The organism is Pseudomonas sp. FG43 (assembly GCF_057809175.1).
This window is the reverse complement of sequence record NZ_JBMDJL010000018.1, coordinates 76,388-89,795: the sequence shown is the minus strand read 5'-3', so window position 1 is coordinate 89,795 and position 13,408 is coordinate 76,388. Positions and strand designations below refer to the sequence as shown.

11 protein-coding genes are annotated in these 13,408 nt (G+C 58.1%); 10 read left to right on the top strand and 1 reads right to left on the bottom strand.

The features are described from left to right. Nucleotides 1-76 precede the first annotated feature (76 nt). Nucleotides 77-994: a sugar ABC transporter substrate-binding protein gene (locus tag ACODS3_RS19870; RefSeq protein ID WP_489035884.1), complete on the top strand. Its 918-nt coding sequence runs from the start codon at nucleotides 77-79 to the stop codon at nucleotides 992-994. On the opposite strand, the gene ACODS3_RS19865 is transcribed toward ACODS3_RS19870, so the two are convergent. Next, a complete protein-coding gene (locus ACODS3_RS19865) occupies nucleotides 987-1,601 on the bottom strand; it encodes a TetR/AcrR family transcriptional regulator (protein WP_304575627.1) in 615 nt (204 codons plus the stop codon). The genes ACODS3_RS19870 and ACODS3_RS19865 overlap by 8 nt on opposite strands. A 50-nt stretch (nucleotides 1,602-1,651) precedes the next feature. Here ACODS3_RS19865 and ACODS3_RS19860 point away from each other — a divergent pair, with 50 nt between their 5' ends. The 9 genes from ACODS3_RS19860 to ACODS3_RS19820 all read left to right on the top strand — a co-directional run bounded on the left by ACODS3_RS19860 (nucleotide 1,652) and on the right by ACODS3_RS19820 (nucleotide 13,405). Next, entirely contained in the window at nucleotides 1,652-2,431 is a 780-nt protein-coding gene (locus ACODS3_RS19860) for a nitroreductase family protein (protein WP_489035881.1), read from the top strand. Nucleotides 2,432-2,761: 330 nt separating this feature from the next. Then, complete coding sequence (locus ACODS3_RS19855) at nucleotides 2,762-4,645, top strand: 3-dehydroquinate synthase (protein ID WP_489035879.1); 1,884 nt, start codon at nucleotides 2,762-2,764, stop codon at nucleotides 4,643-4,645. Next, complete coding sequence (locus ACODS3_RS19850) at nucleotides 4,642-5,526, top strand: UbiA family prenyltransferase (RefSeq protein WP_201000703.1); 885 nt, start codon at nucleotides 4,642-4,644, stop codon at nucleotides 5,524-5,526. The genes ACODS3_RS19855 and ACODS3_RS19850 overlap by 4 nt, the downstream gene beginning before the upstream one ends. After that, on the top strand, nucleotides 5,523-6,302 hold the full coding sequence (locus ACODS3_RS19845; protein ID WP_201017155.1) for an EboA domain-containing protein: 780 nt from the start codon (nucleotides 5,523-5,525) through the stop codon (nucleotides 6,300-6,302). The genes ACODS3_RS19850 and ACODS3_RS19845 overlap by 4 nt, the downstream gene beginning before the upstream one ends. Before the next feature lie 29 nt (nucleotides 6,303-6,331). Then, a complete protein-coding gene (locus tag ACODS3_RS19840; protein WP_201017156.1) occupies nucleotides 6,332-7,216 on the top strand; it encodes a TatD family hydrolase in 885 nt (294 codons plus the stop codon). Next, a complete protein-coding gene (gene eboE / locus ACODS3_RS19835) occupies nucleotides 7,213-8,439 on the top strand; it encodes a metabolite traffic protein EboE (protein ID WP_201000709.1) in 1,227 nt (408 codons plus the stop codon). Before ACODS3_RS19840 ends, eboE begins: the two co-directional genes overlap by 4 nt. After that, entirely contained in the window at nucleotides 8,429-9,868 is a 1,440-nt protein-coding gene (locus tag ACODS3_RS19830; RefSeq protein ID WP_489035876.1) for an alkaline phosphatase family protein, read from the top strand. The genes eboE and ACODS3_RS19830 overlap by 11 nt, the downstream gene beginning before the upstream one ends. Further along, complete coding sequence (locus tag ACODS3_RS19825) at nucleotides 9,847-11,004, top strand: hypothetical protein (protein WP_201017159.1); 1,158 nt, start codon at nucleotides 9,847-9,849, stop codon at nucleotides 11,002-11,004. The genes ACODS3_RS19830 and ACODS3_RS19825 overlap by 22 nt, the downstream gene beginning before the upstream one ends. 13 nt (nucleotides 11,005-11,017) lie before the next feature. Next, nucleotides 11,018-13,405, top strand: coding sequence for a hypothetical protein (locus ACODS3_RS19820; RefSeq protein WP_201017160.1), 2,388 nt, complete (start codon nucleotides 11,018-11,020; stop codon nucleotides 13,403-13,405). Nucleotides 13,406-13,408 lie beyond the last annotated feature (3 nt).

The window sequence follows — 13,408 nt, the reverse complement described above, 5'->3', positions numbered from 1 at the left end:
TCGAGCTGTCCGGCGCGGGCCAGAAGCACCGTTTACTTGATGAATTTCAACTCATAAAAACAAAAGGAAAACCATCATGCGTCACTCACTTGTACTTGCCTTCCTGACCCTGCTGTTCAGTCATGCGGTGCTTGCCGATTACCGGATCGGCGTCAGCATCGCCAAGGTCGACGATAACTTCATGACTTACGTGCGCAACGGTCTGAATGACGCGGCGAAAAAAGAAAACGTGAAGATCCAGTTCGAGGATGCCCAAGGGGACGTGGTTCGCCAGCTCAGCCAGGTCGAGGGCTTTATCAGCCAGAAAGTGGATGCGATCATTGTATTGCCGGTCGATACCGCTGCTGCCGTCAATATCACCCGTGCCGCCACCAAGGCCACAATCCCGCTGGTCTACGTCAACCGCCGCCCCGACCAACAGACACTGCCAGCCGGCGTTGTGGCCGTAGCCTCTCAGGACATCCAGGCCGGTCAGCTACAGATGCAATACCTGGCTGAAAAGATGGGCGGCAAAGGGAATCTGGCGATCATCATGGGTGATCTGGTGCAAAACGCGACCCAAGGCAGAACCGAAGGGGTCAAGCAGGTTTTGAAGCAGTATCCCGACATCAGGATCGTGGGTGAACAGAGTGCCATGTGGCAGCGTGACAAAGGCATGGACCTGACCAGCAACTGGTTACTGGCCGGAGTCAGGATCGACGCGGTCGTGGCCAACAATGATGAAATGGCAATCGGTGCCGCCATGGCACTGCAACAGGCCGGGCAACGCTCGACACCTGTTGTAGGTATCGACGGCCTTCCCGATGGTCTTGCAGCCATCAAGCGCGGTCAATTGGCAGCATCGGTGTTTCAGGACCCGCAGGCCCAGGCCAGCAGTGCCATCACCGCCGCGCTACGGATGATAAAGGGAGAGCCCGTAGAGTCCGATATATGGGTGCCCTACCAATTGATCAGGCCGGATCAGGTCTCGACCTTCGCACAACACTTCAAGTAGCCCGACAGAGATAGTTCTCAAGCAGCGTGACGACTTCTGCGACAAAATCCGGATTGCCGAGCAGGTCTGGCCTGTCGGCAGTCACGGTATGGATGATGCCGTGCGCAGCGATAGCCATCAGGTAGATCGAAAGATCCGGGTCGGGGACATTCTTCATGAACGGCTTCAGCACCTCAGCGAACTGTTTGCGCATTTGATCCGGGTCATCCGCCTGCCTCACCGTATGGGGCAGCTCCTCATGGATTGCCTTGTGCAATGCCGGCGCAACACGGTGTTCGTTGACGATCATCTCGACAATCAGGGTCAGTGCGTCGCGCAGAGAGGGCTGCTGCGGCAAGACTTCCAGCGCTTTGAGCAAGTCAGTGCGCGTGGCCACCGCGTGGCGCCGCTGCAATTCGGCAATCACGGCTTCCTTGTTCGGGAAGAACTGATACAGCGAACCGATATTGACGCCCGCACGTTCTGCAATGGCATTGGTCGTCAGGCCTTCCCAGCCGACCCGGATCAAAATGTAAGTCGCCGCCTGAATAATCGCATCGACCGTGGCACGGGAGCGCGCCTGAGCCGGGATTTTCCTGGGGTTTACGGCTGCTCGACCTTTGCTCACGGGCGGCTCCAGAACATGAGTATTTAAAACATAAGCTTTAACTTACGATTTTGAAGCGTGGACACACAACACCCTTCATGTTCTTGAGAGCATTTCCAACCATGAAAACACCAGACTTCGTGAGTGCCTGGGACGGCTTCCAGACTGCAAATCACTTTCGCAGAGCCATTCGCAAATTCAACTCCAGCCCCATTGCAGAGGATGACGTCAATGCACTGCTCGCTGAAGCGGCTTATGCGCCGTCCAGCGGGAACATGCAGCCGTACGAGCTGCACTGGATCCGGGACCCGGCCTTGAAAACCAGTATGGCGGCGGCCTGCAATGGGCAGAAAGCGGCTGCATCGGCAGCAGAATTCATTGTCGTAGTGGCAAGCCCCGCACTCGGGCTGCGCACCGCCAAAGCGCAGCTTGAACATGTCGAAGGCTCATCGCTGCTGGGACAGAATTCCAAAGCCTATTACCGCAAGCAAGTGGGGATGTTTCAGAAGATCCTCGGGCTCGGATCTTCTGCCCTGTGGTCACCGCTGGTTTTTCTTGCGGCACTTATTCGCCCCACCTTGTCCCTGATCCCCATAGGTCACATCGGCGGCCGTCAATGGGCTGCGCGCAACGCCATCTTCGCAGCCCAGACACTGATGCTCGGAGCTGCCGCAAAAGGAATCGACTCCTGCCCGATGGAAGGCTTTTCCGCCTCTCGGGTTGCCAGTCTTTTAAAACTTCCACGGGGTTCAGTGATTCCGCTCGTTATAGCACTCGGGTATCGCGCCGATGATGCAAGAATCGAAGAACAGTGGCGCCAGACAATAACGGAGCTTGTGGTTTCGCACTGAATCCGGGTAGCAGCAGCCCCGATCAATATGGGCTGCTGCAACCACTTTAAACTGATAATAAGTCTCACTAACAAACGATAAATACTTTTATAAACTGCCTGATCATCCCCCTGAAAACACTCTTCCGACCCCATAGAACTTCGCCTTCAAATTCTGTCATTTCACATACTTGCAAAACGCTAGCACTGAACTACATTGCTATTCATTCCCAGCCTGCATAGTCAGGCGCCCTACCCGTTTGGTTGTATAGACAGGAGTAATGCCTGCCCCGGATGCAGTTTGAAATATCTGACAAGGACATTCCGTCATAACAATCAAGAGGGATGCTTGATGAAGCATAGTCAGTTGTACCGTGCGTTCTCTAAAACAGGAGTCGCCGGAAGTTGGTGGCTGTCGTTGCTGTGTTTTTCGATTCTGGTCATCGCCAGTTTCATGCTGTTTGGTGAACAGATCGAACAATTCCTGACAGGTTTAAGCCTGACGATTCCGTCAGACCCTATTCAGAAGTTAAACCTCGCACTTCTGTTGATTGCACTGCTTGCTTTCGACGTCGTACTGCCCGTGCCCTCCAGCATTGTGGCGCTGCTGGCGGTGGCTCTGCTTGGAAGTATGGGCGGTTATTTCGTCATCTTCATCGGCCTTTGTCTCGGTGCCGGCATTGGCTATGCCCTTGGCGCGGGCTACTTTCGCTTGCTGTCCGGGCGTCTGTCGGTCAATAAGCGCAGTACCGGGCAACTGGCCTATCAGCTCAATACCTTGTCGTTGATTTGCCTTCGTGGCGTGCCGGTTCTGGCCGAAACCTCAGTGGTCGCTGCCGGCATGCAGCGCTATCCGCTGCGTCAGTTCCTGTTGGTCACCACCCTGGCCAATGCCGGACTTGCCCTGGCCTACAGCGCTATCGGCACTTACCTCATGGAGAAGAACGCACTGCTGGCCACGGTACTGGCCAGTATGGTGCTGCCTGGTCTGTTCCTCGTCGGACGAAGCCTGTTAAAGACGGCAAAAGCCCGCCTTGTAAAAGACACCGGCCGCCCTTTGCAGGGCCGCTTCGAGGTCAGTTACAACTACCCCGTGGTCTTTACCGATCACCTGTTCGACCCGAAAAATGACTGCCTGCGTGAACAACTCACCACCCAGCAGGCTGGCCGGGTAACGGTGCTGATCTTTGCCGACGAGCAACTGCTCAAATCGTCGCCCCATCTGCTGCCGCAAATTGATGCCTACTTTGCCGCGCACAGCCACGACTTGCGCTTGCAGACCGCTCCCATCGCGGTGCCTGCGGGCGAATCGAGCAAGACCCCGCAAGTATTGCATCAGCTCTATGAGCACATGTTGCAGCACGGGCTGGACCGGCATTGTTATGTGCTGGCCATGGGCGGCGGTGCCGTGCTGGATGCCGTGGGTTATGCCTGCTCCACCTTCCATCGTGGCATGCGCCTGATTCGTATCCCGACCACGGTGCTTGCGCAGAACGATGCGGGTATCGGCGTCAAGAACGGCATCAATGCCTTTGGCCAGAAGAACCTGCTTGGTGCGTTCTGCCCGGCCAATGCGGTTATCAACGACTTTCAGATGCTGCTCAGCCTGTCGCAGCGTGACAGGATCGCCGGGCTGGCCGAAGCCGTGAAAGTGGCCTCCATCAAGGACTCGGCCTTTTTCCAGTGGATGGAGCAGCAAGCCAAGGCGCTGGCGGACTTCGAACACAACGCCAGCCGTTACGCCATCCGCCGTTGTGCGGAGCTGCATCTGGGGCATATCACCGGCGCAGGCGACCCGTTCGAGCGGGGCAACGGTCGGCCGCTGGATTATGGCCACTGGTCCGCTCACAAGCTGGAAAACCTGAGTCAGCACCGTTTGCGCCATGGTGAAGCGGTTGCCGTGGGCATGGCGCTGGACGCGCTGTACGCCAATGCGGTGGGGCTGCTGTCGGACACCGATACCGAGCGCCTGTTGCACTTGCTCGTGCAGCTCGGTTTCAGCCTCAACCCGCCCGAGCTGCTGCTCAAGGACTCGCAAGGCCGCTCGCTGATCGTGCAAGGGCTGGAAGAGTTCAGGCAGCACCTTGGCGGCCAGCTCTCCATCCCGATGCTCACCAGCCTGGGTGAGTCCACCGATCTGCACGAGATCGATTTCGCTCTGATGGAGCAAGCCCTGCAGCGCCTGTCGTCCTACAGCACATCGCCCCTCGGATGGACCAAGAGTTGCCCTGAATGAATCAGACCTCCTTGAAGACCTGGATGACTCTGGGTCGAGTCTCCAACCTGCCGACGGTATGGACCAATACCCTGGCAGCCGCATTGTTGGCCAGCAGCGCTGGCGCCCTCGCCCCACCCTCGCTGCTGGTCTGGGGCCTGCTGCTGGTCGTGCTGTCGCTGCTTTACCTGTTCGGCATGCTCTTGAACGACCTGCTGGATGCCGACTGGGATCAGAAACACGATAACCCGCGCCCCATCACCCTCGGGCTGGTCAGTCGCCAGCAGGTCGCACTGGCCGTCTGCGCCCTGATTCTGGTCGCCGCGGTTTCGATACTGGGCCTGAGCCAGTTGATCGAAGAACCGAACTGGCTACTGGGCAGCGCTGCGCTGTTGCTGGGCTTTATCCTGGCCTACAACCTGCTGCACAAGAAATACCCCCACAGCGTCTGGTTGATGGGCGCCTGCCGCTCGGCGCTTTACCTGACAGCGGCTGCCAGCCTGAGTGTGCCACCCGAACCCATCTGGCTTTGCGCGGCGCTGCTGGGAGCCTATATCAGCGGCCTGACCTATCTGGCCCGCCAGGAACATCGCAATCAGTTACTCAGCCGCTTCCCGCTGATTCTGATGCTGAGCCCGCTGATCCTGGTCAGCTACGCCAGCAACGGCATGTTCTGGCTGGTGTTGCTGATCTGGCTCGCCTGGCTGGGGCGCAATTACTGGCGTCATCTGGCCAACCCGCAGCATCGTCAGGTTCGCGCCTTCATCGGTGCCGGTCTGGCGGCGCTGCCTCTGTTCGACGCCATGGTTCTGGCATTGGCAGATCAACCCTGGGGCAGTCTGCTGTGTGTCCTGGTGTTCTTTCTGCTCCCTCGCTTCCAACGCTGGATCAAGCCGACATGATTGAAATCGCCCCGAATGGACTTGCGGCACTTGAACTCAGAGAAGAGATACTGACCGAACAACTGCAACGCTTCACCCGTCATCTGCAGATCTCCGAGTTGCAGTGGTGGGAAGGAGCACTGCAACAGATCGCGAAGAACCCGACGGCCAATACCCTGGTATTCCTGAGCAGTCAGTGCAAACGCTATCTGGCCGAACAGGCGACAACCGATAACGCCATCTGGACAAAGACCCAGAAGGCACGTGTGCAGTTGTTGGCCGAGGCCTTGAAGCATCAGGAACCGGGTAATCGCTCTCCTCTGCTGCGTCAGTTCTATGCCTGGGGCGACGATCAGGAAAAGATTGCGATCCTGAAGGCTCTGGACTGGTTCGATGCCAGCGGGCAATGCCTGGACCTCGCGCTTCAGGCCGGCCGCACCCATAACAGCCAGGTATTTGCCGCCATTGCGCTGGACAACCCCTTCCCGTCGAGCCATTACAACGAACGCGCCTTCCATCAACTGGTACTCAAAGCGCTGAGCATGAGCCTGGAAATCCAGCGCCTGCTGGGCCTGCCGGAACGTCGCAGCAGCTCGCTGAACCAGCTTGCCCTGGACCTGATGGAAGAACAGCTTGCAGCCGAGCGCCCGGTCTCAGTCGGCCTGGTTCACGTCATCGCCTTTGCGCTGCTCACGGCGTCGCAACACCAACGACTCGCCCAGCTGAATCAGGCGCAACGCCTGCCGGCCGAATGGGCAGATCACTTTTACCAGTACGAAACCCGACTCCCCCAATGATTGCCCCTTTCTGACTGCGAGGATGTTCCATGCTCAAGTACTTCGATCCGCACATCCACATGGTAAGCCGTACCACGGACGACTATCAGAACATGGCCGCCGCTGGAATCACCGGAGTCATCGAGCCGGCTTTCTGGCAGGGCCAGGCGCGCACCAGTGTCGGCAGCTTTGTCGACTACTTCGATACGCTGCTCGGCTGGGAGCGCTTTCGTGCCAGCATGTTCGGCATCCATCACTTCTGCACCATCGGCCTCAACCCCAAGGAAGCCAATAACCTCTCGATAGCCGAAGAAGTGCTGGAGATCCTGCCCCGCTATCTGGTCAAGGACGGCGTGGTGGCGGTGGGCGAAATCGGCTACGACGACATTACACCCGACGAGGACCGTTTTCTGGCCGCCCAACTGGAACTGGCCAAGCAGTTCCACCTGCCAGTTCTGGTCCACACCCCGCATCGCGACAAGATTGGTGGCACCAAACGCACTCTGGCGGTGATCCGGGAAGTCAACATTCCCGAGCATCTGGTCATCATCGACCACCTGAACGAACTGACCTTGCCTCTGGTGCTGGAAACCGACTGCTGGCGCGGCCACTCGATCTACCCCAACACCAAGATGTCGGAACAACGCATGGTGGCGCTACTCAAGGAGTACGGCACCGAAAAAATGGTGGTCAACAGCGCTGCCGACTGGGGCATCAGCGACCCGCTCAAGGTACCGAAAACCGGTCAGGCAATGCTCGATGCCGGCTTTACCCAAGCCCAGGTTGAACAAGTGCTGTTCCATAACCCGGTGGACTTCTTCGCCCAGAGCGGACAACTGGACAAGACCCTGGTCAGCACCCCGCTGCCCATTGACCAGCGCAAGCAATGGCAGGAAAACTCGGCCCTGCGTGGCCAGGAACCGGTGGTCAAATGAGCGCCGCCTCAGGCTGGACCGCCGCCCAGATAGGCTATTGCAGCAATGTGCATCCCGCGCCCGGGCTGGCTGAACTGTGCGCCTCCATCGAGCAGCATTTCCAGGGTGTACGCCAGCAACGCAAGCTGGTCGAGCAGGAAAGCGGGCTATGGATCAGCGCCCAGGCAGCTCAGGAGCTGCAAGATGATTCAGCGCGCAAGGCCTTTCTGGACGTGCTGAAAAACTGCGGCGTGCGGCTGACGTCACTCAACGGTTTTCCCTACGGCCAGTTTCACAAGGGCGCAGTGAAAGCCGAGGTTTACCTGCCCAGTTGGGCTGACGCCGAGCGACTGGCTTACAGCCTGCAACTGGCGGAAATTCTCGCCCAGGCATTGCCTGCAGATTGCGATCAGGGCGTGATCTCGACAGTGCCATTGGGTTACGCCGCCCACTGGAGCCCTGAACGGCAACAGCGTGCCGAACAGTTTCTGGGGCAACTGACCTCTTCTCTGGCCAGCCTGCGGCAGAAGACCGGCAAGAAGATCGTGATCTGCCTGGAAATGGAACCGGACTGCGTGCTTGAAAACACCACGCAGGCCATCGAGTTCTTTCACCGCCTGCAAGCCCGCGATCCCCATCACGAGCATCTGGCCTTGTGCTTCGATGTCTGCCATCAGTCGGTCGTCTTCGAGCACTGCTACGAATCCCTTGAAAGTCTGCGCAAGGCCGGGGTTCCAGTCGGCAAGATCCAGTTATCCAATGCCATGATCTGTCGACTGCCCGCCGAGGATGACAGTCGCCGTGAGCAGGTTCTCGACGCTCTGGGCGACTTTGCCGAAGCCACGTATCTGCATCAGGTCAAGACCCTGGACCCGCAAGGCCGATTGAAAGCCTGGGCCGACTTGCCTGCGGCACTTGAGAACCCCGAGCAAAGCACCGAGCTGAGGATTCATTTCCACGTGCCGCTGTTCAGCGAGCAATTGCTGTTGCCGGAGCTGAGCGGCAGCCAGATTGCCCTGGCCCAGACCTTCGACTTCCTGGCAGACCACGCCGACTTCCGTCCGGTACTGGAGGCGGAAACCTATAGCTGGAACGTCCTGCCTTCGGCCATCAGGCCACAGACCGAACGGGCCTTGCTGCTGGGGATCGCTGCCGAACTGCAATGGGTCGAGGCGCAACTGCGCCAGCGGGGATTGTTGCTGCCCCACACCAACAGACAAAAGGCGTATGCGGATGCGATCTGACCTGCCGCCGCTGTTGCTGATCAACGTGGTGGGGCTGACACCCGGCTTGCTGGGCGATGCCACACCGCAGATCAACGCTTTACTCAAGAATGCACAGATGGCCAGTCTGCAACCGGTCTTTCCGGCAGTGACCTCGACTGTGCAGGCATCCATTCTCACCGGCCAGCCGCCATCGAAGCATGGCATCGTCGGCAATGGCTGGTATTTCCGCGATCAGGCCGAAGTGCGCTTCTGGCTACAGCCCAATGACCTGATACAGGGCGAGAAAGTCTGGCATGCCCTCAAACGTGAGCATCCTGACTTTCGCAGCAGCCAGTTGTTCTGGTGGTTCAACATGTACGCCGACGTGGATGCCGCCATCACGCCACGCCCACACTACCCCGCTGACGGTCGCAAGATGTTCGGCCTTTACTCGTCGCCGGCGTCACTGCACGAAGTCATAGAACAACAGATTGGCGAGTTTCCATTCCCCGGTTTCTGGGGACCCGCTGCCGGCATCTCGTCCAGCCGCTGGATCGTGGATTGCGCCATGGCCGAATTCCGCATCAACCGGCCCAATCTGCAACTGGTCTATCTGCCGCACCTGGATTACAGCCTGCAACGCCACGGGCCGGATCATCCGTCGATTGCCGATGAAGTCAGGGCCATCGACCATGAAGTCGGACGTTTGCTGAGCTTTGCCGAGCAGCAAGGTGCCAAGGTCATGCTGCTCTCGGAGTACGGGATCGAAGCGGTTCAACAGTCGATATCGATCAACCGGGTGCTGCGCTCGGAAGGCTTGCTGCACGTGCGGCAGTCCCTGTCCTGGGAACTGCTGGATCCGGGTGCCAGTGCGGCCTTTGCCGTCACCGATCATCAGATCGCCCATATCTATGTGAGGCAGGCGCAGGACATTCCCAAAGTCAAAGCCCTGTTGCAACGTCAGCCGGGCATCGAGCAGGTGCTGGATAAAACCGAGCAGCAGGCCTGGCAACTCGATCACCCCCGCAGCGGCGAGCTGGTGGCCATCGCAGAGGCCGGTTACTGGTTCGATTACTACTACTGGTTCGATGATCGCAAGGCACCCGACTTTGCCCGCACCGTGGATATTCATCGCAAACCCGGTTACGACCCGCTGGAGCTGTTCATCGACCCGGCCATTCGTTTCCCGAAACTGAAAGTGGCGCGCCGCCTGCTGCAGAAAAAGCTCGGCTTTCGCTACTACATGGACTTGATCCCTCTCGATACCCGACTGATTCGCGGCAGCCATGGACGCTTGCCCAGCGACGAACAGTCAGGCCCGTTACTTATTACAAATTGCGAACTGCAGCTGCCGGAGCGTCTTCCTGCAACAGCCGTCAAGCAACTGCTTCTGGAGTACTTCCGGGGGCACCAACACCGTGATCAGGCCAATGCCAAGGAGATTTCATGCGGCGAGCCCTTTGTGTAACCGTTCTGAGTGCTGTAGCCGGTCTGGCTCAAGCGCAGACGCCGACCCCAGCCAATTTCGATTGCACCAACCTTTTCAAATTTGGCAGCAGCCCCGCCACGACCTGGACTGCATTCCAGCAGAGCCCTGAAACCATGGCCTGGAACTGGTTTGCCTGCCTGAACCAGCCCGCAGCCCAAGGCAACCCCAATCGTGTCTGGGAAACCCTCAAGCCCAGCGATCAGGTCTATCTGGGCAATGGCGCACAGCCTCTGCCCTATGCCCAGCGCGAACCGTTGCCAGCCGATGTGAGCAAACAGGCCCAGACACTGGGCCTGAACATGCAGCGCGCTTTCCAGAACCTGGACAGCGTGCAGCAGGTGGACGGGCTGATTCTGCAAATGGGCAACCAGGTACCTGCAGCGCAACGGGGCCAGCCGGTGCGTTTTCACCTGCAGATGAGTGAAGACACCTTCAATTACATCATGCAGCAAAAGGTCTACAACGCGAACGGCCAGGCGGCCCTGACCAGCAGCCTGAACTTTCCCTCCACAGCCTGGGAGCTGAAAACTTCATGGCTGTGGATCGGTGCCGATCAGACTTTCATGCAGCAACTGACCAATGATGGTTACTACATCATTCAGGCCTATTACCTGGAGGACGACGAGAAAACCTATAACGTGGGTTATGCCGCCCTCAGTGGCATGCACGTCATCAACAAGCTGTCGCCAAGCTGGGTCTGGACAACCTTTGAAAACAAGAACAACAGCAAGTACAGCGTGACCAATGACACTCCGGCAAAGCCCATGACCAATATCACCGGGCCAACAGCGGCGGCAAAACCGGTCAACGCCACTTTCCAGGCTCAATACCCTGCGCTGGCGCAATACGAATTGATCGGCGTCCAGTATCAGAACGATGGACAGTTGCTGGCCAACTCGCAACTGGAGTCGGCTTTCCAGAGCAATTCCGACTGCCTGGCCTGTCACAGCACAGCGGCCTATTCAACGAAGACCAAGACTTATTTCAACTTCGCGCTCGACCAGAATGGCGGCCTCGCCTACCCGGTCAAGGAGCTGCCCGAGTCGGCCTATGCCGGTTACGAAAAACTGGACTTCGTCTGGTCGCTGAAACGCGCCCAGTGGCAACGACCTTAAGGAGCATGACCCTATGAGCGTGTTGAATTTCCCTCGTATCTATTTCAATGGCCACATGTTCTGGAACCCGCCGACGGCCAACAACAACGACATGTTTCCGCTGTACGACGCGGTCAAGATGCAGATGAACTGGCCGTTTCTGGCCGAGTACGGCATCACCCCCGAAAACGCCGCCAGCACTCTGCTGCCCTGGACCATCGCACCGATCCCCACCGTTCCAGACTATGTGCTGCAAGTACCCGGCAACGCTGCGGCGAGCGGTATCCCTGGCGAATGGAACCTGTTTGGCGATAACAGCTGCGGCACGGTCAGCCACAACCTTACCCAGTCGCTGGTCATCGGTGGCGAGTTGCAGACCAACAGCTATATCAGCCAGGACAACCTGGTCAACAAGAGCTACCAGTTGACAGGCAACCCCTTTGGCGGCACGGCCCCCTCCGCGGCACGTTTCGTTGATGTCAGCCCCTGGCAGAACACGTTCACGGCGCTGTACTTCGACAATCTGGTCATAGGCGACAACCAGTGCGGCCTGACCCTCAATCGCCAGCACCGCATGCTCGACCGTTTTCTGAACTTCAACTGGGGAGCCTTCGGCGGCCTGAGTTATGTCACCACCACCTGGCAGACCTGTTTTCCCAAGGAAAACCTGCAATGGGTGATCGGCGACTCGGTTCTATTGCAGAACCTGCAGCAGCAGATGGAACAGCAAAACGCCAAAGGCCTGATGTTCCGCTTCTCGACCTATCTGACCTACTACGACAAGAACGGCATCTTCAACGACTACCCGCCCTTTATCACCCACCCGACAGGCAACGAAAGCCCGGCAAAAATACTGGCAGAAATGCAGGCCATGTATCAGAAAGGTCTGGATAACGTCGCCGATATCTTTTTCAACCCGGCCTACAGCCGCACGGCCGGCACACTGGGGTTATGGTTCGAGGATGAATTCCCGACCGCACCCGCAGGGCAGCGTCTGGTCCCGGCCTCGCCTATCAGCGTTTACAAGACCAAACCCGGCGATACCCCGCTGCCGCCTGGCGTGGCTATCCAGCTTGGGGTGATTTCGGCTCAGGTGCAGCCTGAGAACAACACCCTGTCGCTGGACCTTGGAACCGGATTCCCGTTCTATCCGGTCGACAGCAAGGCGGCCATTCCCGTTGCGGAAAAATTCCAGGCCGGTGACTACCAGGTGGGCGTACGCAATAACGGAAAATTCACTCCGGTAGCGAACTTCGGCTTCGAGCAGTACCGGCAGTTTGCGTTCGACAAGCGCGCCGGTATTCTCGACTTTGCCCTGAGCGCCGATGACATCGCCACGCTGCAAAGCGGGCCGCTGGAACTGCGTTTGCTGGGCTCGTCACCCAAGACCGCCGCCACGCAACAGATGTGGACTGCCGAGGTAGTGGAAAGCGCCAGCTTCATCGATGTGGGTGATATCAAGACCCTGAATATCATGGTCCAGTACGACGGCAAGCCGGCAGTGGACACAGTGATCTGGGTGGCGGAATACAACAACGCCTTCTCGGTAACCACCAGCGACTATTATCTGGCCTTCCGCAATGATCCGGACTTCACGCTGTTCACCAACAATCCATTGGACTACTCGCAGAACCAATCCCGACTGCCGCAATTTATCGATACGCCCCTGGTAGTGAGTCAGGCAACCAAAGGCAGCGGCCGCAGCCTGAGTGCCGTACATTCTGCGGCAATCAACACGGGAACCAATGGCGATAAAGTCAGCTATCAGGCCTATCTGCACGAACCCACAGCGCTGTCCCTCAAACATTGCCTGACATTTGCCAATGCCACCCAGTTGCAAGGCACCCTCCAGGGCAACACCACGGTGGATTACAGCGTGGTACAGATCAAGACCGACGCCAAAGGCATTGCCCAGGTGATGATCAACGCCACGGCAGCCGGCTTTCCCACCCTGAGGTTCTTTGTCCAGGAAGGCGATCAGCCTCCCGCGATCCCTTTCAGCTTCAACTACATGGAAGCCTACACCGACTTCCTGGCACCGTTGCGGGTGCTGCCTATGGAGCCCAAGTTGCAAAAGGACTTCGTCGACTACTGGAACAGCATCTGTACGCAACAGGATGCCCGTGTATTGATCTGGGAACAGTTCATCTATCCACGAATCCTCGAACCCTTCTATTACCTGTACCCGATCATGACCAAGTACATGCCTCTCAACTCCCTGAAACGCATCGAGGGCGCGGTCGATCAGTTGATCAAACTGATCGGCAAGCCATACCAGGAAGAAAGCACACTGGCGATGCCCATCACCCGTGACATGCCGCAAAGCCGACGCGCCGTGCTGGAGCTTTGGGCGCAATCGCTGGTGAAGGCGAACTACCCGCCCATGCCGCTGAGCATGAGTAATTACCCTCAAAGCTGTTAAACC

Coding starts and splice junctions, on each gene's coding strand:
- ACODS3_RS19870 (WP_489035884.1), top strand. CDS start 77: ATGCGTCACTCACTTGTACTTGCCTTCCTGACCCTGCTGTTCAGTCAT.
- ACODS3_RS19855 (WP_489035879.1), top strand. CDS start 2,762: ATGAAGCATAGTCAGTTGTACCGTGCGTTCTCTAAAACAGGAGTCGCC.
- ACODS3_RS19850 (WP_201000703.1), top strand. CDS start 4,642: ATGAATCAGACCTCCTTGAAGACCTGGATGACTCTGGGTCGAGTCTCC.
- ACODS3_RS19845 (WP_201017155.1), top strand. CDS start 5,523: ATGATTGAAATCGCCCCGAATGGACTTGCGGCACTTGAACTCAGAGAA.
- ACODS3_RS19840 (WP_201017156.1), top strand. CDS start 6,332: ATGCTCAAGTACTTCGATCCGCACATCCACATGGTAAGCCGTACCACG.
- eboE (WP_201000709.1), top strand. CDS start 7,213: ATGAGCGCCGCCTCAGGCTGGACCGCCGCCCAGATAGGCTATTGCAGC.
- ACODS3_RS19830 (WP_489035876.1), top strand. CDS start 8,429: ATGCGATCTGACCTGCCGCCGCTGTTGCTGATCAACGTGGTGGGGCTG.
- ACODS3_RS19825 (WP_201017159.1), top strand. CDS start 9,847: ATGCGGCGAGCCCTTTGTGTAACCGTTCTGAGTGCTGTAGCCGGTCTG.
- ACODS3_RS19820 (WP_201017160.1), top strand. CDS start 11,018: ATGAGCGTGTTGAATTTCCCTCGTATCTATTTCAATGGCCACATGTTC.